23 protein-coding genes and 1 pseudogene are annotated in these 22,010 nt (G+C 35.3%); 7 read left to right on the forward strand and 17 right to left on the reverse strand.

The genetic code is table 11. From position 1 onward, the window contains the following. Window positions 1-63: 63 nt before the first annotated feature. Both hypA and hypB read left to right on the forward strand, forming a co-directional pair. A complete protein-coding gene (gene hypA, locus FJR06_RS04985) occupies window positions 64-405 on the forward strand; it encodes a hydrogenase maturation nickel metallochaperone HypA (protein WP_015079396.1) in 342 nt (113 codons plus the stop codon). Next, window positions 396-1,220 (forward strand): hydrogenase nickel incorporation protein HypB, encoded by an 825-nt coding sequence (hypB, locus tag FJR06_RS04990; protein WP_168650984.1) that lies wholly within the window; start codon window positions 396-398, stop codon window positions 1,218-1,220. The genes hypA and hypB overlap by 10 nt, the downstream gene beginning before the upstream one ends. A gap of 167 nt (window positions 1,221-1,387) precedes the next feature. Here hypB and FJR06_RS04995 read toward each other — a convergent pair whose 3' ends face one another. The 7 genes from FJR06_RS04995 to FJR06_RS05025 form a co-directional block, all read right to left on the reverse strand. Then, a complete protein-coding gene (locus tag FJR06_RS04995; protein ID WP_015079394.1) occupies window positions 1,388-1,996 on the reverse strand; it encodes a class I SAM-dependent methyltransferase in 609 nt (202 codons plus the stop codon). Between the two features lie 105 nt (window positions 1,997-2,101). Further along, window positions 2,102-2,473: a hypothetical protein gene (locus FJR06_RS05000; RefSeq protein ID WP_015079393.1), complete on the reverse strand. Its 372-nt coding sequence runs from the start codon at window positions 2,471-2,473 to the stop codon at window positions 2,102-2,104. After that, window positions 2,466-3,464, reverse strand: coding sequence for an LLM class flavin-dependent oxidoreductase (locus FJR06_RS05005; protein ID WP_015079392.1), 999 nt, complete (start codon window positions 3,462-3,464; stop codon window positions 2,466-2,468). The genes FJR06_RS05000 and FJR06_RS05005 overlap by 8 nt, the downstream gene beginning before the upstream one ends. Window positions 3,465-3,482: 18 nt before the next feature. Then, window positions 3,483-3,818, reverse strand: coding sequence for a hypothetical protein (locus tag FJR06_RS05010; protein WP_015079391.1), 336 nt, complete (start codon window positions 3,816-3,818; stop codon window positions 3,483-3,485). 136 nt (window positions 3,819-3,954) lie between these two features. After that, window positions 3,955-4,266 (reverse strand): hypothetical protein, encoded by a 312-nt coding sequence (locus FJR06_RS05015; protein WP_015079390.1) that lies wholly within the window; start codon window positions 4,264-4,266, stop codon window positions 3,955-3,957. A 2-nt stretch (window positions 4,267-4,268) separates the two neighbouring features. Then, window positions 4,269-4,532, reverse strand: coding sequence for a hypothetical protein (locus tag FJR06_RS05020; RefSeq protein ID WP_015079389.1), 264 nt, complete (start codon window positions 4,530-4,532; stop codon window positions 4,269-4,271). Between the two features lie 37 nt (window positions 4,533-4,569). After that, complete coding sequence (locus tag FJR06_RS05025; RefSeq protein WP_015079388.1) at window positions 4,570-4,998, reverse strand: hypothetical protein; 429 nt, start codon at window positions 4,996-4,998, stop codon at window positions 4,570-4,572. Between the two features lie 756 nt (window positions 4,999-5,754). Between FJR06_RS05025 and cysK the strand changes: the two genes are divergently transcribed. Further along, on the forward strand, window positions 5,755-6,696 hold the full coding sequence (gene cysK / locus FJR06_RS05030; RefSeq protein ID WP_168650986.1) for a cysteine synthase A: 942 nt from the start codon (window positions 5,755-5,757) through the stop codon (window positions 6,694-6,696). Between the two features lie 175 nt (window positions 6,697-6,871). Here the strand turns inward: cysK and FJR06_RS05035 are convergent, their stop codons facing one another. The 8 genes from FJR06_RS05035 to FJR06_RS05070 all read right to left on the reverse strand — a co-directional run bounded on the left by FJR06_RS05035 (window position 6,872) and on the right by FJR06_RS05070 (window position 16,316). Further along, window positions 6,872-7,177 (reverse strand): hypothetical protein, encoded by a 306-nt coding sequence (locus FJR06_RS05035; protein ID WP_015079385.1) that lies wholly within the window; start codon window positions 7,175-7,177, stop codon window positions 6,872-6,874. A gap of 83 nt (window positions 7,178-7,260) precedes the next feature. Then, window positions 7,261-10,494: a type ISP restriction/modification enzyme gene (locus FJR06_RS05040; RefSeq protein ID WP_168650988.1), complete on the reverse strand. Its 3,234-nt coding sequence runs from the start codon at window positions 10,492-10,494 to the stop codon at window positions 7,261-7,263. Window positions 10,495-10,761: 267 nt separating this feature from the next. Further along, window positions 10,762-10,986 (reverse strand): hypothetical protein, encoded by a 225-nt coding sequence (locus tag FJR06_RS05045; RefSeq protein WP_015079383.1) that lies wholly within the window; start codon window positions 10,984-10,986, stop codon window positions 10,762-10,764. Window positions 10,987-10,994: 8 nt separating this feature from the next. After that, window positions 10,995-11,258, reverse strand: coding sequence for a hypothetical protein (locus FJR06_RS05050; RefSeq protein WP_015079382.1), 264 nt, complete (start codon window positions 11,256-11,258; stop codon window positions 10,995-10,997). Window positions 11,259-11,279: 21 nt separating this feature from the next. Then, on the reverse strand, window positions 11,280-12,260 hold the full coding sequence (locus FJR06_RS05055) for a hypothetical protein (RefSeq protein ID WP_015079381.1): 981 nt from the start codon (window positions 12,258-12,260) through the stop codon (window positions 11,280-11,282). Between the two features lie 590 nt (window positions 12,261-12,850). Then, window positions 12,851-14,452 carry an archaeosortase/exosortase family protein gene (locus FJR06_RS05060; protein WP_015079380.1) on the reverse strand — a complete coding sequence of 534 codons (1,602 nt, stop codon included), beginning with the start codon at window positions 14,450-14,452 and terminating at the stop codon, window positions 12,851-12,853. Window position 14,453: 1 nt separating this feature from the next. After that, complete coding sequence (locus tag FJR06_RS05065) at window positions 14,454-15,233, reverse strand: HpsJ family protein (RefSeq protein WP_168650990.1); 780 nt, start codon at window positions 15,231-15,233, stop codon at window positions 14,454-14,456. Window positions 15,234-15,710: 477 nt separating this feature from the next. Next, window positions 15,711-16,316: a molybdenum cofactor guanylyltransferase gene (locus FJR06_RS05070; RefSeq protein WP_015079378.1), complete on the reverse strand. Its 606-nt coding sequence runs from the start codon at window positions 16,314-16,316 to the stop codon at window positions 15,711-15,713. A gap of 97 nt (window positions 16,317-16,413) precedes the next feature. On the opposite strand from FJR06_RS05070, the gene FJR06_RS05075 reads away from it, so the two are divergent. The 4 genes and pseudogenes from FJR06_RS05075 to FJR06_RS05090 all read left to right on the forward strand — a co-directional run. Further along, entirely contained in the window at window positions 16,414-16,875 is a 462-nt protein-coding gene (locus FJR06_RS05075; protein WP_168650992.1) for a nitrate reductase associated protein, read from the forward strand. A 51-nt stretch (window positions 16,876-16,926) separates the two neighbouring features. After that, window positions 16,927-17,130, forward strand: coding sequence for an RNA-binding S4 domain-containing protein (locus tag FJR06_RS05080; protein WP_015079376.1), 204 nt, complete (start codon window positions 16,927-16,929; stop codon window positions 17,128-17,130). A 233-nt stretch (window positions 17,131-17,363) separates the two neighbouring features. Then, window positions 17,364-18,326, forward strand: a complete 963-nt coding sequence (locus tag FJR06_RS05085) for a hydrogenase small subunit (protein WP_015079375.1) — start codon at window positions 17,364-17,366, stop codon at window positions 18,324-18,326. Between the two features lie 247 nt (window positions 18,327-18,573). Next, a pseudogene (locus tag FJR06_RS05090) lies at window positions 18,574-19,083 on the forward strand (nickel-dependent hydrogenase large subunit); the annotation flags it as partial. Window positions 19,084-19,603: 520 nt separating this feature from the next. Here FJR06_RS05090 and FJR06_RS05095 read toward each other — a convergent pair. Together FJR06_RS05095 and FJR06_RS05100 are read right to left on the reverse strand one after the other, a co-directional pair. Next, entirely contained in the window at window positions 19,604-20,302 is a 699-nt protein-coding gene (locus tag FJR06_RS05095; RefSeq protein ID WP_168650994.1) for an MAE_28990/MAE_18760 family HEPN-like nuclease, read from the reverse strand. 15 nt (window positions 20,303-20,317) lie between these two features. Then, complete coding sequence (locus tag FJR06_RS05100) at window positions 20,318-21,481, reverse strand: DUF262 domain-containing protein (protein WP_168650996.1); 1,164 nt, start codon at window positions 21,479-21,481, stop codon at window positions 20,318-20,320. Window positions 21,482-22,010 lie beyond the last annotated feature (529 nt).

Below are 22,010 nucleotides of genomic sequence, written 5' to 3' on the forward strand. Positions count from 1 at the left end.
CTACAAATTCACTTCTTTTCTCTGTGTCCTCTGTGCCTGGAGTGGTTCGTTTAAAAAAAGTATATGCACGAATTAGGAATCACCCAAAACATCATCGCTATAGTTAGCGAAAACGCCCAAAACAAAAAAGTCCAAAGAGTATTATTAGAAATTGGTCAATTATCAGCTATTATGCCAGATGCGATTAAATTCTGTTTTGATATTTGTTCCCAAGATACAATAGTCGAAGGGGCAAGATTAGAAATTTTAGAAATACCCGGAATGGCTAAATGTCGTCAATGTAGGACAATATTTTTGATAGATAAACCTTTTGGAATTTGTCAATGTGGTAGTGTGCAATTAGATATCATAGCTGGTGAAGAATTAAAAATCAAAGAAATTGAAGTAGAGGAATTATGTGTGTAACCTGCGGTTGTTCTGACGATAATCAAACGACAATTACAAATATGGAAAATGCAGATCATCATACCCATACTTTAGCAGATGGAACTGTAATAACCCATTCTCATCATCATGAAGAAGCACCCCAAATTCATGCTCAAATCCATAATACAACCATATCTTTAGAACAAGAAATTTTAGGTAAAAACAACTTATTAGCTGCCCAAAATCGCGGCTGGTTTAAAGGTCGAAATATTCTGGCTTTGAATTTAATGAGTTCTCCAGGTGCGGGAAAAACCACATTATTAACTCGGACTATTAATGATTTAAAAGATAAATTAACCATTAGCGTCATTGAAGGTGATCAAGAAACTACTAATGATGCGGAAAAGATTAAAGCAACTGGTTGTAAAGTTGTGCAAATCAACACGGGTACAGGCTGTCATTTAGACGCATCAATGATAGAAAGGGGTTTGCAAGAACTAAATCCACCGTTAAATTCTGTGGTGATGATTGAAAATGTCGGAAATTTGGTTTGTCCGGCTTTATTTGATTTAGGAGAAGCCGCTAAGGTGGTAATTTTATCGGTGACAGAAGGGGAAGATAAACCTATTAAATATCCTCATATTTTCCGCAATAGTGAAATCATGATTTTGACAAAAATTGATTTATTACCTTATATCAATTTTGATGTTCAACGCTGTATTGAATATGCAAAACAGGTAAATCCCAAAATCCAAATTTTCCAAGTTTCTGCTACTACTGGGGAAGGGTTGGAAGATTGGTATGGGTGGTTAAGTCAAAAGGTGAATAATTCAGCTAATTTAATTTCTCTATAAATCAATATGCTTTGTGTTGAGTCTAATATTTTTTTTACCATAGCGAAGCGTGGCGTTAGCCATACCACAGAGGCACAGAGGACACAGAGAGAATAGAAAATGCTTAATTCATATTTATTTTTCATTGTTTTGTAGGGTGGGCATTGCCCACTCTACTAAAATTGGCTTTATTTCTGAAAAACCGTTAATAATACAAATCCTAATAAGTCATAATGACCTACACAATTTAAACAGGCATTATTCCCCATTTCTTCTCTTTGTTTCTGACTATAAAACCTAATTCCTGTGGGAGAATGGGGCGTAATTTGACATGGTGATGAGTTATTAAAAGTAATGTCCACTAAATAGAACTTACCACGAGGAGAAAGTATCCTTGCTACCTCATTTAAAACCTGTTCTGGTTGGGGATAATGCAAAAAGCTGATAGTATTAAAAACTGCATCAAATTGTCCCTCAGCAAAGGGGAGATTTTCCGCATTACCTTCAAGATAAATTAATCGGGGACGATAACGGTTATTTTGTCTAGCTATCCGCAACATTTGGGGAGACAAATCTAAACCCGTGGCTGTAATTTCTGGAAACTGTTTTGCTAATCTATCTAATAATCTGCCTGTTCCACAACCTAAATCTAAAATATTTGCATGAGGTGATAATTCAACTTTTGTAAGTAATCTTTTATGGATTGCTTGATAAATAAAAGAAGGAAATGCCCAATCATAACTATTTGCCCAACGGTCAAATAATTCTTTTTTATTATTGACAAAGTTGCTAACCATGACTGTTATATTATTGTATTTATTTTATTATAACAAGATAGATCCCCAACCTTTTTAAGAAGTCGGGGATCTGATGATTTTAGTGATTAAAATATAATTTAGGACTTACAACCAATCTCGATAGGCTGAAATTTCGGTTACTCCAATTTCAAAAGGTGATCCTTTTCCAAAAGGAGGATAAACGCGAATTTTGGCATTTTTAGTAAATCTTTCCAGTCTATTTCCCAATTGGGGAATATTGCTGACTATATGCCAATAAGCCACTATATCGGGACAGTCTACAATTAACATCAAAGTAGTATTATTTGTAGTCATGTACCATTGACAATTAGATAGTAATACTTGGGTAATGCGATCGCACGCATAGAAGAAGCATCTACCAATAGATTGCTCCAACTCCAAATGCAGTATTCCATCCTCTTTTGTTACCTTTGTAGGAGGTAAATCATCGGGAGGAAGCAAAGAAAGTTTAGACATAATTCCGCACCTCTTGATTGTAGCGTTGCAAACTTTCTCGATTTTTTTGCAAAGAAAAAGATGAGGGTTTTAACGCTAATGTGCTGAGATCTAATTCGTCCTGAAATTTCTTGATTTTGTCACGACAACCGTTGACATCACCGATAATTGAATTCTCGATCAAATAGTCTTCATCAAAACAGATATTTGTCCGATCAAATGCTGGTTGTTGAGGACTTTTCTGCATTACTTGAGTCGAGTTAGCTGTCATTTCTTTGCTGAAATGGCGAATAAAAGGCAATGCTTCATTTACCGCTTCATCATGAGTTTTACCCACAAAAAAGAACCGCGCTAACAGGAACTTATCAGCACCACTGGAATTAAATTCCCGATATTTATTGACTGTCTTCTTGAGTCTTTCTAAAGAAAAAGGTGGACCACCCATGATTCCAAAGGAATTTTTAGCAGCAAATTCAATTGCATCATGATCACCACTAGCAACATATATAGGAATTGGTTTTTGCAATGGTTGGGGATGAATTGTGAGATTTTCGCATTGATAATATTGGCCATTAAATGATACGTTAGTCTCATATAAAAGCTTTTGAATCAATGCTACTGACTCTAACATTCTGGTGCGAGATTCCTGAGTTGTCACCCCAAAATGTTTATTTTGCTGCGGAAATGGACCACCTTTAGCTACCCCAAAAGCCAGCCTACCACTACAAAGATTGTCCAACGTAGCAATATCTTCAGCCACGCGAATTGGCTGATGAAATGGCAATAATACAGCGGCAGTTCCTAGACGAATTTGCGAAGTCACACCTGCCAAATGTGCCAATAACAGCAAAATTGAAGAACTGAGATTGAACTCATTAAAATGATGTTCTGTTACCCAAGCTTCTTCAAAACCTAAAGTTTCAGCCTCTTTGACCAATAAAACTTGCTCAAAAATAGTGCGTCTAGCATCTAGGTGATGATTTTCGTAATTGCAGAAAAGTCCTGTTTTCATTGTTGACCAAATATCAGATTAGGCTGCCATTAATTGCAACTCCAACCATAATCGAGGTTCAGACTGTTTTAACTTCGACATAGGGTCACGTAGCAATCGTTTAGCATTGAAACAAACTACTTGAATTAACCCCATATTTTCGGCTAATTCTCTGAGGATTTCTTTTTTGGCTTGAATACAGGGCATCATGTCTTCTCGACAATAAATTCCTATATATCGAAACCGTTTTGCAGGTCGTCCCCAAAAGCAAGTGATAACTTTCACGTGGCAGCCTTCTAAAAGTTCTCCCACGGAGGGATAATAGTCATTTACGACTCTAATAAATTCTTGGGCTAGGATGTCTTCAGTAATCATTTGACTGATTCTTCTGTAGCTTCCATAACTCTATTTAGTATAACATATAATTGTCATTTAAATCTGACAAAATTAATAATAAAATACCAGATCCCCGACTTCTTTAAGAAGTCGGGGATCTAAATATCTCAAGTTTTTATCGAGAATTACGTTCTGCTACTAAAACATCAGCAATAATATCTGGTAGACTTTTCAAATCGGTATATCCCTCTGAACCAGAAATTGGGGAAATAAAAGTATAGTTAGGGTCACAAACTCCTGTGTCATAAACCTGCATAAACCATCTATCAGGTAATCCCTCTACACCCAATTCTACAATGTACCAACTCTCACCCATTAATCGAGAATTAATCACTGTAAACCAATCTCTATAATCATCAGCAATATTCCAATCTGCCAAAAGAAATTCTAATGATATTTTTCCAGCATCAGTTGAAGTCAATAGCATCATTACTCCTGAGTGACAACTTGATTAGAAACTTCAGGGTATAAACCTAATTCCTTTGCTAATTGTTTAGCAACAAAAAATAGAAATTGCGCTCCATCTTGATTACCTTGATGGGCAAACATTGTGGCTACTTGTAACATTGCTTGCACTAAACCAGAGTCAATTAATTCCGGTTGTGCTTCCAAAACTTCTGGTTCTTGACCATTAGGACATTGAAGAAGTTCATCAATTAAATTAAAATACTGTGTTTGGCGTTCGTCTGTCATGATAATTTAGTTTATGGTGAATGATTAACTTGAAAAATTACTGTTCGATGCTTTGTTGCCACATTCTTTCCAACATGGCAATGTGTTCTTTTAATACAGCAGCACGATAGACAAGATATCTGTCATAAGCAATAATTCCTATACCAGTACAAATCGGTGTGATTAAAAATATCCATTGCAAAATTGTTGCTAATTTATATTTTCTTGCAGCAATTTTTAATTGATGTAGAAAGTTATTGTTAGATAATTTAACCTTGACTAAAGATGGCTGAGTATTGATAATTTTTTGTTGGGGAACTAATTGAGGAGATGCTATATTTATTTTCGGCAATTCACAGGATAAATTCTGTGTTTTAACGAACTCTCTATGTTGTCCCCAAACTATAGCAAATACTACTACCCCTGGAGAAATTAATGCTAAAGTTACCAAACTTACGGTAAGCACATTTAAAAGTTTGACTTTCATATTTATTCTCCATTGCCAGGTATAGATTACCTAGATAGAAATAAAATTTCTATTAGATTGATTTTTGCACCTTTTTGTTATTCAAAATATGCTGATCAAAATCTCCTCAAAAATAAAATTATGTCCTTTCTGTATGGAGTAATACAGATAGTATTTAGATGAATCTTGAGAGATATAGAAGTTAAGAAGTCCCCCCTGATTCGTCAGACTTTCATCTTAGGAACTTCGGGGGGTAGAGGGGAATCTCTGCGTAAATCCTATATCGTTTATATCAGTTGCCTTTCAGGTCCTAGCTTTAAGGGATGCCAATTAATATTATTAAGATAATTACGACAATACTCACAGCCTGTAATCCTGACTGTGCAAGCATTTAAAAAAATATTTGGTGTAGAGGTGCTAGTATTTATTGAGTGGGGTACTAGCATTTTTGAGGGAAGGGACGGGGGATTTTGTACTCAAACTCAAACTAAGATGGGCTATTGGTTTGAGATATTTTGAAAGGAAGATTCACAAGTACAAACTGCACTCAAATCACAGGATCTCATGACAAGGCTAGACCTAAGATATCTTGAATAACTCAGAAACAAAATTAAGATATTCTAAGGAAAGTATTATCTTATTATTTTCAACAATTGGGAAGATTTGCTTATAGCAATAGACAGAGATGATGCTAAAATGGCTATGGCTGATATCAAAACTCAATCAGATAAATACTTAACCAAAATAGATTAATATATAAATTTTAGAGGTTAATAAATGCGAATTGCTAAAGACGTAACAGAACTTATTGGCAAAACTCCATTAATTCAGTTGAATAAAATTCCCCAAGCCGAGGGAGTCGTAGCTAGGATAGTTGTCAAATTAGAAAGTATGAATCCTGCTGCCTCTGTGAAAGACAGAATTGGCGTGAGTATGATTCTTTCCGCTGAAGCTGAAGGTTTAATTTCACCGGACAAAACCATTTTAGTCGAACCAACATCTGGTAACACAGGTATTGCTTTAGCAATGGTAGCAGCCGCGCGGGGCTACAAGTTAATTCTAACCATGCCGGAAACCATGAGCCAAGAAAGACGCGCCATGCTGCGGGCTTACGGTGCGAGTTTGGAATTAACACCTGGTACTCAAGGAATGCGGGGAGCAATTAACAAAGCGGAGGAAATTGTTGCTAATATTCCCAATGCTTTTATGTTACAACAATTTGCTAACCCAGCTAACCCGAAAATTCACCGAGAAACCACCGCTGAAGAAATTTGGGCAGATACAGACGGAGAAGTTGATATCTTAATTTCTGGGGTCGGAACTGGTGGCACAATTACTGGTATTGCTGAAGTAATTAAACAACGCAAACCCAGTTTTCAAGTGATTGCAGTTGAACCTAGTAATAGTCCAATTCTATCAGGTGGTAAAGCAGGTTCTCACAAAATTCAAGGTATTGGTGCGGGATTTATTCCTGATGTTTTGCGTCAAGATTTAATTGATGAAATAATTCAAGTTGAGGACGCAGCAGCAATGGACTATGGACGGAGATTAGCCAGAGAAGAAGGTTTATTATCAGGAATATCTTCGGGTGCGGCTTTAGCTGCTGCTATTGAAGTAGGAAAACGCCCAGAAAATGCGGATAAATTAATAGTCATGATTCAACCTTCCTTTGGTGAACGCTATTTAAGTACCGCCATGTTTCAAGATTTAATGAGTTAAACATTTCGTAGGTTGGGTTGACGCAAGGAAACCCAACAAAATCCTTAATAATTTTTGTCTGATAGCGTAGCGTGGCGTAGCCATATCAGGATTTATAGGATTTAAGGATTTACAGGATGTTTATTTATTTGATAAAATAACTTATAATTCTCTATTTTTTTGATATTAAATTATATTAATCATTTATAACATATTCAATTGCTTCTAACTTTTGTAGAGAATTAGTTAATTTTTTTTTAATTTTTATCTCTCCAGCCCAACTTACATATTCTTCGTCACCACCTGTAAGGTCTTCTGCTGTCCAATTGGCGAAAAAAAACTCTGATGAAACTTGATATTTTGCTTCAAATTCCATTAGTAATTTATTGGTTTTTTCTATTGAACGTTTTAAGTTTTTAATCTCGGAATCAATGGCTGACTGAACCAGGTTTTGTACGATTTCAACGTCAGGAGAATCGGATTTAATTTGTAGCTGTAACATAAGTTTTACCTCAAATAGAAGGACTATAGTAATTTTACTGCTTGGGTTTTTACAAGACAATACATATTAATTATAACATTTTTTTACTCTATGGGGAAACCTGGAATAATTCTATCAATCTCCTGCATTAGTTGTAAAGTGTCTGTTAAAGCAATGACAATTTTTTGATAATGGTTAATTTCCTCAATAGATAATTTTCTATTAGCATTTTTTCGGTCTTTTAACCATTTATCTAATACTTGATATCCTCCTATTTTAAATTCCCAAATATGTGGAGGAATATTGGTAAAATAGCTTTCTTTATTGATATAAACTCTTTGTAATTCGGAATTATAGGTAACTTCAGTAACTTGATTATCTCCTATTGTTTGATAGGTTGTAATTAAATTATTGAGTTTATCAGATTTCATTAAATGTAAATTAACTAATTCTTCTCCTTTGATAGCTAATTCATGAAAGAGTTTTTGATTACTAGTTAAAGGAAGACGCGGAAAATCTATCTTTAGAAATTCAGCGTATCTAGTACGATAGGTGGGACTGTGAAATATAGCATAAGCATAGTAAAATATTTTTTCTGGAGTTGGTATTTTACCGAGTTTTTCTTTGATAGTTTCTAGGAATTTTGGTGATAGGTTGGGAGTTTTTTCCAGAAAAAGATTTGTTTGATCATTTTCTGTATTTGGGTATGTGTAGAGAGGAAAGTAATAGTTAAATTCTCTTGAACTTAATGATATTGCATTACAGTCTCCCAGAAAATTAGTTACAAATATGTGTCTAAATCCCATTTCTGCTTGTTGTCTGCAACAAATTAATGCTAAGTTAGGATGAATTAAATGTTGCATTACTTCTTTAACAGGTCTTTTGAGAATCCTCTTACTAAAATAAATCCATCTGTTATCAAATAATCTATAACAATATGGTTTAAGTAAATCAGAATTATATCTTTCAATAAAAGCAGTTTTTCTTTCTGCATTTAATGTCCAACCTGCTTTATCTGTTAATTCATAATAGGTTTGAATTTCATTATTAGTAATTGATGATGAATAAAAGTCTTGAACTCTTTTTTCTAATTCTTTTTTGTCGTAAGCTATAGCAAAATAATCATGTCCTGATTGAATACCATTTTTAGACAATAAAAATATATCTGTTATTGGGATTAACTTATTATACTCTTGGATTATTTCAAAATCTTTCGGTGCAAAAAAGTAATTAGGTTCAGTTGGTTGTAACTCTATCCAATTAACATTATCTAAACTTGCAGATTCTAAAAACTTATATTTATCCTCACGACTTCCCCACAGATCATAATATAACACCTTAGCCATTTCCTTCATTCCATCTCTGGATTTATAAGCCGTAGAAAAATAATCAGGTTCGCTTTTTTCGCGCACAGCAATTAAAATCGCTACACCTTGTTGAATATCAAAAACATTTTGATCAACATTTCCCTCTGGAGTGGTTTCTTTTAATAAAGAATTACCATGTAAATCCATGATATATAAAGTATCAAAATACCTTAATAGTTCTTCCCTCATACCTCGATGAATTAAACCATTGAGATAGGAATGATTAGTAATAAAACCAATGATACCATAGCCTTTAGGTGTTTTTTGAATTTGATATTGAGCAAAACGAATAAATTTAATATAATCATCATCTAAAGGTTGAATATTCTTTTCTTTTTCTAATCTGACTCTACCTTTATATAATTCTAAAAGTTCCCCAATATGGGTTAATTCCGTAATGGTTTTCCCCGCTTTTCCTGTTTTATAAATCCGATTCCAAGCTGAACCAGTATATTCAACATCTGCTAAATATCTTTCATCTTGATTTAAAACTCTTTTGCGTTTACTAGCATTTTGAGAACTGACAGAATAAGGAGGATTTCCTAATACCACCATTACGGGAATTTCCGTTTTTACTTTTCCTGCTTGACTGGATTCTTCCGCAATAATTTGAGTAATACCAGGAATTAAATCACCTTCTTTGATTCCTGCTTCTAACGCATTGGTTAAATAAACTTTTAATCTTTCTTCTGGTACAAATTTATAACCTAAATCTCCTAATAATAAACCTAATTTTAAATGCGCGATAGTATAAGGAGTCATTAATAATTCAAATCCAAATAGACGGTTTAAAAGTCTTGCACCTCTTAAAAAATTATTCCATTGACGGATATCAAATTTAGCAACATTATCACGAATTTGTTTAATAACTGCATATAAAAATGTTCCTGTTCCAGTTGCGGGGTCAAGAATTGTGACTTTGCGATTTCCTAAACCATATTCTAAATCAAAGACTTTATCTAAAATATCATCAACAGAACGAACAATAAAATTAACTACAGGTTCAGGAGTATAATAAACTCCTCTACTTTTCCTTAATGAAGATTCATAAGCAGCTAAAAATGTTTCATAAAAGTGAATAACTGGGTCTTCCGTGCGGGTTTCCTGACCAAAATTTTCTAAAATATTGGTCATGTCTATTGTGTTAAATAAGTCTATTAAATTTTCGATTGATTTGTGAATTTTACTAACGCTATCAGTTCCTAAAACCAAATCAAATAACCCTTTCAAAAAAGGGATTCTATCAGTAATATAAATACTTGCGGTTGTGCGATTAAATGCAAATTGTCCAGGGTTTTGTGCATGACCAATTTTCGCAGTAAATAGCCCATAAGCAATAGTTTGGGCATACATATCTGCAAATTTATCATTATCTATATCTAAAAGTAGTAATTTCTTAAATGTTGATTTTAATTGATTTAATTCTTCTGTAGTTGTTTCTATTTCTAAAGATGATTGAATTGCGTTTCTAATGGTTTTAGTATAAGCTGCCATTTCTTTAGCCAAATCATAATAGTTATTAATATCTTTGGCTTTTTGATTCAGAAATGATTGGAGTAATTCTGTAATAGGTTGTAAATCATTAACCAGAATAATTTCACCTTGTTCTAAATTAGCTAATTTAGCAGTTTTTTCACATTCTCCGTCTACATACCAATGAAATTCTAGATAATTAGTTAAAATCAAATTGTAACCAATATTGGATTCTAAATAACGTTTGATTTGTGCAGTTTTTTGGATTTTACCTAAATCAATATGAATATCTTTAGCTTCTATATATCCCAAAATTCGATCATTTTTTCTAATAGTTAAATCAGGGATTCCTGCTTGATTACCTTTCTCTTCAATTCTGGCATTAATACCAATCATTAAATCCTCAATTAGACGTTTTAGACTGGGGTAATGACTACGTTCTCCACCGCGTTGGCTATTTTCTTGCAAGTCTTGGATATAGTTATTGAAATCAGACATAATCCCTGGAATATTAATAAATAATTTTCCTTTGAGGATAGCACATATTTTTTAAGATTTATCAAATTGTAGTAAAAGATTACATTTAGTAATAGTCCCCGAATTCTTTAATAAACTATCATTTTTTAGTGAGATAAATATTAAAAACCCAAAAAATCTATGCCGCAAAACTTGTAGAGACATTTAATAAAACATCTCCACATTTATGAACCTCTCAAACTCTTATTCCTCCGTGTCCTCTGTGTCCTCTGTGGTTAGTTTCTTCATTCATTTCATTCTAAAATCTTGCAACAAAAAAGGCATAATTGCACCCGTAGTCAAACTAGCCACAGTAACGGGAATACAAAGAGGAATTGAGGCTTGTGCTAATAATACTAATATAACCGTACCAATACCACTAGCAATAATAATTTGACGCAGAAAATATATAGGGTCACGGAATAGTTTACCCTTGAAAAATAACTGCATAGAAAACCAAGTTAATGCTAACATATATGCTCCTAATGATTGGCTAATAAATTCAGGACAAATAACCCTAAAATTACCGCAGGAATTACCCCTGCTGGTGCAAATAAACTACCAATTATGGCTGCAAATTGGTATCCGATATCTTTACCCGCAAGGATAATTCCACCAATTGCACCACCAATCATTGATAAAATCACAGCAATGATTAACCAAGTAAATCCTGTAGTGAGATTTAATTCTGTATTTAAACTATGCAGAAATTTGAGAAATACTGGATCATTTACTAATTCAAACATAGATATTCTCCTATTTAGGGTTTAATTTAATGAGAATGCTTGAATTTCCGCAGTTAAATCTTGGAGGGCTTTGGCTACTATTTCGGCTTGTTCTAATTGCTGATGTTCTGTAAATATTCGCCAAGCTTCTTGATAGTATTCTTCTGCTTTTAAGAGATTTTGGGGATTCCCTAATTCTGGTTTTTCGGGGTCGTCAGGTAAGTTGAAGAGAAGGTTAGCTTTGTTAGAAATTGTATTGGCATATTCTAACGGTGTATCTTGCAAATTACGCACTTTTAAAGCTTCATTGTAAGCTAAAACAGCCCGTAAATTATTTTCGATAGGATGAGAACTTACTAAATATTGTAAAGCATTTCCTAAATTATTTTGCAACATTGCATATTCTCTAGGATGGTCAATTAAGTTAATATGCTTGAGGGCAATTTCAAAAGACTGAACCGCTAAACCTTGACGCAAAGATTCCTGTGCCGACGACATGGGCATGGAAAGATAAGCGATCGCTATGTTATTATGTAAAATCGCATATTCCTGGGGGTAATCTTCCCAAGTAAACACCCGCAAAGCCTCATGATAAGCATGAATACTCTCAGTTATCTGGGCTAAATTATAGGGAACTAAAGATTGGAAAACTAACCCCAAATTCATCTGCACTGCGGCTACTTCCTCCGCCGTTGCCAATTGTTGTAAAATCGGCAAAGCTTCCTGATAATCTGCCCGTGCTTGTTGCAAAAATTGAGAACCCCCATCAGGAATCATCTGTAATGACCCTGCCATGCCCACCTTAGCCCGTGCTTTCAGTAAAACATAGTCATCCCCACACATTTGATAAGCGCGGTCAAATAGCCCAATTGCATTGTGTAAATCTTGGGCTGTTTTCGGCTTTTTCTGAAAACCTTGTGCTATTTCTATCAGCATTTGGATTTTTTCGGCTGTTGTTGCTGACTCTGAAGATATGGACGCAATAGCAGCTTTCACAAATGAATCTGTAATACTAGAAGTCATAAATTTGCCTGGGGAATGGAGTTATGATCACCCATATATTAGGGTTATTAACTAAGCCGATTTACGCAGTTTTCGAGTTGATACAGATTCCCCAATTTCGTTCTAGATATAACCCCCCACCCTGAACTTTAGTATGGCTTACGCCACGCTTCGCTATCAGGGCTAATAACTAAATTCCGTTAAAACGGACTAGAATTTTCTTTTAGTCGTCTTTAGACAACTTTCGCTATGAGACTCCGAATGAATTCGGAGGCGAGCTAATTTGGCTATTAGACTTGTGAATACGGCTTACGCCAGGCTACGCTCTCATTTGGAGGTGAACTACATGAGAAGGCAATAACATTAATACTCTCCAATATAAAACAATTGGGTTATAAAAATCTAGAGTGAATTTACCAATAAAAGGAGTTTCCTTTCTATCCTCAACTTCGTGATTTATCTAACAGTTGTCAAAATTGGCATAAAATTAAAACCAGAATAAAAAACCCACTCATATATGGGTAATAGACATCTCCCGTAAAGATTGTAGAGACGTTCCATGGAACGTCTCTACAGGTCACGCATATTTAATTTTTGGAGATGTCTAATTACTAGAGTTTCAACTTAGGAAAATTATCCTGCCAATAAGATAATAAAGCCTGCCAAGCAGTTTCTAATTCAACATCACTAGTATCAGCCTTAGTTAACGAAAGTTGCCCCCAGATACAGCGACGGTCACGGAGAGTTTGTTTACCGTTAAATAGATTCAACCATTGAGAGGGATTTAGGTAAGGACGATAAAAATGGGCAGCGAATTGAGATACTGTCACTGTACTTTTTCCCAGAGAATTAATGCAGGCTGTCAAATAGCGGTTTTGTTGATCAAAAAACTCTAAATGATCACCTTTGAGGTTCACTTTTTCAACGGGCTTTATCAGCTTAGGTAAATTAGGTAGATAACTAAATTGCTGATAGTAGTCCTTGACATCACCTAAGCTAGAAGGGACATAGTAAAAGTTAGCAGTTAAGCCCTGACCGGCTTTTTGGTAATGATAAATTTGTCCTGACAAGATATCCTTCGTCTTATCGGTTTCGATATCTGTGTTTAGTAGAGGACGATTATTCTCCTGGGCTAGTTGCTTTGACGATAAAGATAGAGGTTCACTAGCCGTGAATTGCCAACCAGGGAGAGGAATTTGTGACGGAAAACGATAGACGGCGGTTTGACTCAAGCCCGCGTTGGGATGGATACAAAAATTAAATAAAATGATGATCAAACCGATACCTGTTAGTACAATTAACCAGGATACTGGCTGAGACTTTTGAGGGGGGGCTTTTGTCAGTGACGATGGAATTTGACTGGGTGATAGGAAAAGAATCACCGCCCCAAAGGATAGGAACGAAAGTAAAGCAAAAATATCACCACCTTGAGAACCATGCCAATAACTAAATGCAGGTTTATCTGTCACCACTAGCGCTATAACAACCAATCGGATCACGGACAAAATAACACTAATAAGCACTGAAAGAATAAAAGGCAAATAAATATTTTTCAGATAAGAGGGAAAAAGAATGGCCAGCACGAAAGAAAATTTTAATAGGATGATTAGAAGTGGTATCGCCGTGCATTCTGATAAAATATCAATTACCCCATTATTAACAGAAACAAGAGAGCCTTGAGTAGCGGAATTAAAGCCCAAGTACCATAAAAGATAAGAAGTAAGTTTGGCGGAGATTACCGTAATCCGAATCAGCATTCCCAATAATTTGACAAAGACGAAAATTAAGGGAAATATCGCAATTACTGCTAATTCTCGCTTAAATTGTTTAATTCCTGGAAATCCTGATGCTAATAAAGCCAACCCAATAGCACTAACCAAAGGGAGACAGTACCAAAAAATAGAGATTTCTTGAACTGAAAATTTCGCATTGATGTAGGGAATAATAATTAAACAACAACCAACAAAATTAGCAGGAAACTGGCTCGCAAAAACAAGGTTATTCCGTCTCTCGTAAATGTGGAATATGACACTTGCATATAACAATAGTTGGAAAAACGAGTCATTAAGATTTTGTTCAACTCGCCAGTGGAGTGTTAGGTGAGTTGAAGTTACTAACCCAAAAATAAATAGAATGAGGAAAGTATAATTCAGAAAATTAACTTCCCTAAACTTTTCCATTTTACCTGTCATTGCTAATATCGTTTTCAACATTCTAAATACAAGCCCGTCCTATTTGAAGCCAAACAATCACAAAGGTAACACCAATAATTAGGAGAGCAATAACTGTTCTCAAGCTACTTTTCCATCTATTCTTCCACTGCTCTTGCTGGTTTTTGGCTGCTTCTTGGGAGACTCTCTTTTTTGCACTGGCTAAGTTTTTTTGAATTGTATTTTTAAGCTGAGGAGTTGGTAAATTTAAGTCATCTGGACTCATGTTGATATTTTTAGCGAACAGCTTGATCTGTTCTGCGCTAACCTCTGAAGCAAGACGCTTTTCGATTTGGGTTATTTGTTCAACACTGTTATTTTTCTGTTGGGTGATTTGATCATTGACCACTTTTAGGACTCGTTGCGTATCTAATAAAGTCAGGGGAATTAAGGCAAAAAAGGCGATTCCCATGAGCAGAATCACCCAGCGGATAAATCTCAAAAAAACAATTTCTAGGAAGCGGATATCATTTTTATTTTCACGAAAGTAACGAGTAAAAATAAACCCTAAGCCAATCAAAAAAATCCAACTATGCTCAGTGAAGAGACTAATGGCATTGAGTTCCCATTCAGGGTTTTGGAGTTGAGGTGGGACAATCACATAGATAAAATCTATGAATGACATCATCACAATTCCATAGCCAATAATCGGTAATAGACCAGTCAAGTCACTAGTATTTGATAAAAGACCTTCCCAGTTAACTCGACCGAAAAATGCCCTGAAGTTCTTGACAGAAGAGAAAATAAAGTAATTAATACCTTTTTTGATACCTCTAAAATTCATTGATGCTAGTCTTCCTTTTCAATGCAAAGTTTATAATTACAGCAGCTATCAGCGGTAAAGCCCTCTAAGTGCAAGGCTTTGTGATTAAGATTTGTACCTCATTTACCTGCAATTTACTGGAATTTATCCTTATGACGGCTGAGATTTGAATTTTTACAAGATTACGAAAAATCCAGATGTGTAGGGGTTTAGCATTGCTAAATTCCTACCTGTATAGAAGCCAAGGATTCAGCCATCTTGAGTATAATCAAGGAGATTACATAAAGGTAATAGACTATAGCCATGCAGTAAAATTACTTGACCAATCCTACTATATAATGTTACTATTTTCAATAATAATTTTTTTTGACTGTAGCTTTCATTCAAGCTTGCTGCTCTCAAATTTACCTTGTTTTTCAGAGTATTATTATGAATTTGCAGAAAATTGCCCTTTTAACCGGACTCACTGTTGCCAGTGTACTAGGCAGTGGTGCTTTATTATTCGGGGATATTCTTGTTAAAATTAAATAACATTTGTGAATCTTCCAAAGGTAATACTTCTACAGAATAAGATTTTAACCACTGTTGAAAAGAACGTCCACCTTGTTCAACATACTGACTTAATTCCGGTAAACAACGACGGCGATAAAAACCACATAAAGGTTGCCAGATTTGATTATTTTGGACCAAAGCCGCCATTTTATTTTCGGGAATTGTATCTAATTTAGATATCCAATCTTGTAATATTTCTAGCCGCAAATTTGGTAAATCACAAGCCAATAAAAGTACCCAATTTGTTTCTACTGCTGCTAAACCTTGCATAAAACCTACAAGGGGTCCATGGGTGCGGGGTTCATTTCCAGTTTCCCCAGATAAAGGAACTTCTCGAATAAATTGACTTTTAGATGTGAGTAATTCTTGATAACGTTCTGGCCAGGGAGTTACTATATAAACTTTATCAGTGCAAGCTTCAGCAATAGTACAAATTAATTGCAACATGGGTACACCTCGAATAGGAATTAAGGCTTTATCTCTACCCATGCGAGTGCTTTTACCACCTGCTAAAACAATAGTAGTAACATCACGCTTTAAATCAATATTCATAATATTTGGATTCTATTTAATAAAAATTAACTGTATTTTCTCATAAATCGGTTACAATAATTATATAAATCTATAATTTATAAATATTATCAATTTTATGACAATTTTTTTTGAATTTGAAGCAGATTTTGTTGATTCCTGGCGTTGTATTCCTATGCAAGTGCGCTATAAATTAGACACTTGCGGTATTAAGCTAAAATTAGCAGAATGGAATCAGATGAATCAAGAATCACGTCAAAATTTAGCGATATTACCTTGCGATACAGATGGTCAAATTCATGATTACAGACATTATATTCAAGAGTTGGTATTGCAACTCACTGGTAAACCAGTAGCCGAATTACCCATTGAAACTCATCCAGCATGGATGGATAATACCGCTATTCCCAGCAGTATTCACGCAAAAGCCCAGGAAATAGGTGTGATTATCACAACTGAGGCATGGGCAAGCTTAACTAGTTTACAGCGTTTTGCCTTGATTAAACTGAGTCGTCCTAGCCATGAAAATAAAAACTTCTTACCGGCTTTGCAAGAATTTAAATTGTTGCCAAAATCCTAAATTCTGATATATTGCTATAAATAATACTTTTTAAGTAGTGGGTAAAAGCAAATGATTAAACTCGACCAGTTTTTAAAGTTTTCCGGTATCACCTCTACCGGAGGTCAAGCTAAATGGATGATTGTTGATGGTGAGGTTAAAGTTAATGGTGTAGTGGAAACGCGCAGAGGACGAAAATTAGGAGATGATGATCAAGTAACAGTAGCAGGAAAAACTTTAAAAGTTGGGGAAATACTATCAGATACCGTTGATTAATTTCGATATCTATGATTTTGCCCTCACTACTTTTCCGACCATAACATCCAATTATGCTAATTCTTAATTTTTATTTCCAAAAAATTAATTGCTTTAAATAACACCTTGATTTAAAATAATAAATATTGATCAATAGGTCATTCTCTACAAGTAAATCCTCTCAAAAGGGGAATTATACCCCTACAGAACTTCTTTAATTGTGCATTGTCAACATATATAAAAAGACATAGCTAATGACTAATGTACTCTGGTTACAAGGTGGTGCTTGTTCGGGTGACACCATGTCGTTTCTGAATGCCGAAGAACCAACAGCTTGTGATTTAATTGCTGATTTTGGGATGAAAATACTTTGGCATCCTTCCTTGGGTGTAGAATTAGGTGAAAACGTCAAAACCCTTTTATGGGACTGTATTTCTGGTAAAATTCCTGTAGATATTTTGGTATTTGAAGGTAGCGTAGTTAACGCCCCTAATGGTACAGGAGAATGGAACCGATTTGCCGACCGTCCCATGAAAGATTGGTTAAACGATTTAGCCAAAGTTGCGAAATTTATTGTGGCTGTGGGAGACTGTGCAAGTTGGGGAGGAATTCCCGCTATGTCACCCAACCCCAGCGACTCCAAAGGACTGCAATTTCTCAAACGGGAAGAAGGCGGTTTTTTAGGTAAAGATTTTGTCAGTCAAGCCGGCTTACCGATAATTAATATTCCTGGTTGTCCCGCACACCCCGACTGGATAACGCAGATATTAGTAGCGATCGCCACTGGACGAATTGATGATATAGTTCTTGATGAACTGCACCGTCCCCAAACCTTCTTCAACACCTACGCCGAAACCGGTTGTACCCGCAACATTCACTTTGCATACAAAGCCACAACCACCGAATTTGGACAACGCAAAGGTTGTCTATTTTACGACTTAGGTTGTCGTGGTCCCATGACTCATGCCTCCTGTAACCGCATTCTCTGGAATCGCGTCTCCTCCAAAACCCGCGCCGGAATGCCCTGTTTAGGCTGCACAGAACCCGAATTTCCCTTTTTCGACCTCAAACCCGGAACAGTCTTTAAAACCCAAACCGTCATGGGAGTACCCAAAGAAATACCCCCTGGAGTCAACCACAAAGATTACGCCGTCCTCACCGTTGTTGCCAAAAACACAGCCCCAAAATGGGCAGACGAAGACTTTTTTACAGTTTAGTCATTGGTCAGTAAGTAGGTTAGCATTGAAAATCGTCCTTATGGCAAGGTAAGAGGCAATAGGCAATAGTGAAGAGGGTTTGGGGGATTTTACTTTTCTTTACACAGATTGGTTCTATTGTGTTCACCCACTTAGTCATTAGTCAGTGGTTAAGAGAATTATTGCCACAATTATATTCTTTGCGCCTTTGCCCCTTTGCGTCTTTGCGCGAAACAAAAATTCTAATGACAACTAACAAAGGACAAATATGCCAATTCAAACCTTAGATATTTCACCTGTCGGTAGAGTCGAGGGTGATTTAGATGTGCGTGTCGAAATCGAAAATGGATATGTCACAAACGCTTGGACTCACGCTGAACTTTTTCGCGGCTTTGAAATAATTTTACGCGGAAAAGACCCTCAAGCCGGCTTAATTGTTACTCCTAGAATTTGTGGAATTTGTGGCGGTTCTCACCTCAGTTCTGCTTCTTGGGCGTTGGATACAGCTTGGGGAACAGAAGTTCCTAGAAATGCAATTTTAGCGAGAAACTTAGGTCAAATTGTTGAAACAATCCAAAGTATTCCCCGCTACTTTTATGGCTTATTTGCCATTGATTTAACTAATAAAAATTATCGCCGTAGTCATTTTTATGATGAGGCTTGTCGGCGTTTTGCTGCCTTCACAGGTAAATCCTATGAAATCGGCATTACAATTTCCAGTAAGCCTGTAGAAATCTACGCTTTATTAGGTGGACAATGGCCGCACAGCAGTTATATGGCAATAAATTAGGGAATTGCTTATATAGTCAGGATTATTCAGATTAGATTTAATTATTCCCTGGTTTTTCCTTAAATGAGGCCATAAATCCACCCCATCCATATCATAAGTCCATTTATTTTAGTTATTTGGTGTTTTCAGACGTTACCTAATTTTTCCCTTAATCGCTGTTCAGGAAGTTAAAGGCAAATAGTTAAGTATAATTTTTTCTTTTTATTGAAATATAAACCCGGTTTTTTCTCAATATAAATACGTAATTTTTAGTATAAAAGTTAGAATATTTACAGCTTGTCTTGAGTATATAAGTATTGATTTATTTGGATATTGAGCGATTCCTACGGAGCGCTTCGCTATCGCATTTCCCCAATATCAGCGAACTGACAAGTCAGCGCTTACGCTATCGCAGTTAATAGTAGTTAAGGAAACATAAGAAAATGGATATTGAGCGAATTGCTTGCAGCAGGGATCGCGCGATCGCACTAGAAATATGGAAAGGAACTCTTTTAATTTAAAAAGATTACTAGTCATTTGTTAAACTATTTTGCCGTAACTTTAAGAATGTTTGATGTTCAAGACCGTACAACATCTTCAATCGGATTTCGTACATTAAATCTGTCAGCAATTTCTTGAATCTGGTATAGACTGTCTGATCAATCCTATCCTCTGAAACTAAATCACCTCCATGAGCTACAGAATTGCGTAATCTTAGGAATAAATCTAAGGAGTCTTTTAAATTAGGATTTGGATATTTGTAATCTTTCCAATGTTCTGGAAACTTTTCAAGTGCAAAACTTTTGAGCAGTTTGTTCAAGACATTGAAGCCAACATTACTCTCAGTATTAACAACTCTTGAAATAGAGCAGCTACTAATAGCATGAAAATTCTTAAGTGAGACAAAAAACTGTACCTTTCTATTATCTTTTTCGGGATACTCCTTGAACTGTTTGAAATCGTTTTCCATGTGGTGAATAACTATTTCATCGCAAAAATCATAGAAATCTATCCCTAAGTTATTAATTTCATCAATATAGAGGTTGAAAGATTTTTGGATAAAACTTTCCCATACTGAATAAATCATCGCTATTGATTGGGTTGAGAAAATATCTTTATGTCTTGAAGATAAAGAGTATCTTTTCGTGAAAATTGCTCTCTCAATTTCAAAAAGAACAGATACTCGCTCCTCAATAATTTCTTGCAATGCTATATCAAAATCATCCATAATTGATTGCTAAGTTTATTGAAAAATCTCATCTGCTCTTTTAAGACGAGTTCTAATCCGGCTTCTGCTATTAGAACTACTACCAGAATATCTCTTGAAATCTTGATCATTTTTTAATTCTCTTATTTTTGATTTTAAAAGTTCAATGTCTACAGCATATTTATCAATATTTTGAGCAACTCCGATTAATATACCTTCAAAATAAGCTGGAACAAATAAGTTACCCTCGTTTCTGAATATCTTATTATCTCCTATTTGGTTAATTAATTCTAAGACTCTTATGATAAGAAATTCATAATTATTGTAGTCAAAATCAGCATTTTTGACGGTTTCCTCCATAAATTTATTTAAGAATTTCTCCATGTTTTCATTTACGTTTTCAGCATTTTGATAGAAAGCGAAAAACCTAAGAACTAGTTCTTGATCATATAATTCATTAAGTTTGCCACGACTTAATTGGGTAAGTGTTTTGAAAACCTCGTTTTGACTAATTTTTAGTAAAAGCTCATTAAGCCGAGGATCTACTCCTCGATAAATTGCATTTCTTATTTCCTGTGGAGTTAATTTTGAACCTCCAGAGTTGAGTCGTTTGAACAACTCATATTTCATAGAAGTGCTGCTTTCCCCTCTCAAAATTTCGACTCTACAAACAGCCCTTTTTAGATTTATTTTTAAATTAGTTGGAAGAGTATCAACATTAAAACCTTGTAAGCTGTTAACTAATCCTCCTTCTTGCAAAATCCATTTATTTATAGTTTTTCCCTCTTCAGTTTCTTCCCCGTTTTCTTCTTCAATTTCTTCTCTCTCTTCCACTGATGAGTTAACATCCTCTTCTGGATGATTGATTTCCCATCCATCACCTTTTAGCTCACCAAAGAAACTTATAAAAGTAGAAACACGTTGCAATCCATCAACTAACTCCCATACACCATTTTTATCTTCAGCTACGAATATTGGAGGAATTGGAATCGAGAGTAGAATGGATTCTATAAGTGCAGTTTTTTGTGTTTCTGACCATCGAAACAACCTTTGATACTCTGGTCTAATTATTAATTCATCATTTTTGTATAGGTTGATCAACTCTCCAAAAGAAATGTCGAGCCTATCTGACGAAAGTCTTCTTCTCTCATCTGAAACTGCTTGTTCGAGCAAGGCTATTTTTTCTTCAAGGTTTTCCATATGACTCAGGCTAAGTATGATTTTCCAAGTATAACTAGCGGGTAATGAAATGAATGCTCAACTACCTTTCACACTTCTTTTTCATGTCGCTATTGTATTGTAATACATAATTTTTCCGTATAACATCCATATTTAGTGTATTAAACGGAATTTTCTATAAAACTCCCAATGGAACAATAGACATCTCCAAAAAGCTAGTATAGCAATCCTAAATTGATATGTGAGAGTTCAATAAGCCTCAAGAGCGATCGCAGTTAATCCAGTTAAAGAAGTACAAGACAATGGATTTTGAGCGATTCCTACGGAGCGCTTCGCTATCGCACTAACCCAACATTAGTGAACTGACAAGTCAGCGCTTACGCTATCGCAATTAATCACAGTTAAGGAAGCACAAGACAATGGATTTTGAGCGATTCCTAGGTCGCGCTTCGCTATCGCATTAACCCAATATTAGCGAACTGACAAGTCAGCGCTTACGCTATCGCAGTCAATCCCCGTTAAGAGGATGTTTGAAAAGTGGTATTCCGTA

Source organism: Dolichospermum sp. UHCC 0352 (assembly GCF_009711925.1).
Taxonomy (GTDB): domain Bacteria; phylum Cyanobacteriota; class Cyanobacteriia; order Cyanobacteriales; family Nostocaceae; genus Dolichospermum; species Dolichospermum lemmermannii.

What these genes read in the sequence shown, in the direction of transcription:
- FJR06_RS04995 (WP_015079394.1), bottom strand. Translation starts at nt 1,996, where the DNA reads ATGGTTAGCAACTTTGTCAATAATAAAAAAGAATTATTTGACCGTTGG.
- FJR06_RS05070 (WP_015079378.1), bottom strand. Translation starts at nt 16,316, where the DNA reads ATGAATATTGATTTAAAGCGTGATGTTACTACTATTGTTTTAGCAGGT.
- FJR06_RS05000 (WP_015079393.1), bottom strand. Translation starts at nt 2,473, where the DNA reads ATGTCTAAACTTTCTTTGCTTCCTCCCGATGATTTACCTCCTACAAAG.
- FJR06_RS05060 (WP_015079380.1), bottom strand. Translation starts at nt 14,452, where the DNA reads ATGTTGAAAACGATATTAGCAATGACAGGTAAAATGGAAAAGTTTAGG.
- FJR06_RS05050 (WP_015079382.1), bottom strand. Translation starts at nt 11,258, where the DNA reads ATGTTTGAATTAGTAAATGATCCAGTATTTCTCAAATTTCTGCATAGT.
- FJR06_RS05065 (WP_168650990.1), bottom strand. Translation starts at nt 15,233, where the DNA reads ATGAATTTTAGAGGTATCAAAAAAGGTATTAATTACTTTATTTTCTCT.
- FJR06_RS05010 (WP_015079391.1), bottom strand. Translation starts at nt 3,818, where the DNA reads ATGATTACTGAAGACATCCTAGCCCAAGAATTTATTAGAGTCGTAAAT.
- FJR06_RS05040 (WP_168650988.1), bottom strand. Translation starts at nt 10,494, where the DNA reads ATGTCTGATTTCAATAACTATATCCAAGACTTGCAAGAAAATAGCCAA.
- FJR06_RS05085 (WP_015079375.1), top strand. Translation starts at nt 17,364, where the DNA reads ATGACTAATGTACTCTGGTTACAAGGTGGTGCTTGTTCGGGTGACACC.
- FJR06_RS05005 (WP_015079392.1), bottom strand. Translation starts at nt 3,464, where the DNA reads ATGAAAACAGGACTTTTCTGCAATTACGAAAATCATCACCTAGATGCT.
- FJR06_RS05095 (WP_168650994.1), bottom strand. Translation starts at nt 20,302, where the DNA reads ATGGATGATTTTGATATAGCATTGCAAGAAATTATTGAGGAGCGAGTA.
- cysK (WP_168650986.1), top strand. Translation starts at nt 5,755, where the DNA reads ATGCGAATTGCTAAAGACGTAACAGAACTTATTGGCAAAACTCCATTA.
- hypB (WP_168650984.1), top strand. Translation starts at nt 396, where the DNA reads ATGTGTGTAACCTGCGGTTGTTCTGACGATAATCAAACGACAATTACA.
- FJR06_RS05015 (WP_015079390.1), bottom strand. Translation starts at nt 4,266, where the DNA reads ATGCTATTGACTTCAACTGATGCTGGAAAAATATCATTAGAATTTCTT.
- FJR06_RS05055 (WP_015079381.1), bottom strand. Translation starts at nt 12,260, where the DNA reads ATGACTTCTAGTATTACAGATTCATTTGTGAAAGCTGCTATTGCGTCC.
- FJR06_RS05035 (WP_015079385.1), bottom strand. Translation starts at nt 7,177, where the DNA reads ATGTTACAGCTACAAATTAAATCCGATTCTCCTGACGTTGAAATCGTA.
- FJR06_RS05020 (WP_015079389.1), bottom strand. Translation starts at nt 4,532, where the DNA reads ATGACAGACGAACGCCAAACACAGTATTTTAATTTAATTGATGAACTT.
- FJR06_RS05025 (WP_015079388.1), bottom strand. Translation starts at nt 4,998, where the DNA reads ATGAAAGTCAAACTTTTAAATGTGCTTACCGTAAGTTTGGTAACTTTA.
- FJR06_RS05100 (WP_168650996.1), bottom strand. Translation starts at nt 21,481, where the DNA reads ATGGAAAACCTTGAAGAAAAAATAGCCTTGCTCGAACAAGCAGTTTCA.
- FJR06_RS05080 (WP_015079376.1), top strand. Translation starts at nt 16,927, where the DNA reads ATGATTAAACTCGACCAGTTTTTAAAGTTTTCCGGTATCACCTCTACC.
- hypA (WP_015079396.1), top strand. Translation starts at nt 64, where the DNA reads ATGCACGAATTAGGAATCACCCAAAACATCATCGCTATAGTTAGCGAA.
- FJR06_RS05045 (WP_015079383.1), bottom strand. Translation starts at nt 10,986, where the DNA reads ATGTTAGCATTAACTTGGTTTTCTATGCAGTTATTTTTCAAGGGTAAA.
- FJR06_RS05075 (WP_168650992.1), top strand. Translation starts at nt 16,414, where the DNA reads ATGACAATTTTTTTTGAATTTGAAGCAGATTTTGTTGATTCCTGGCGT.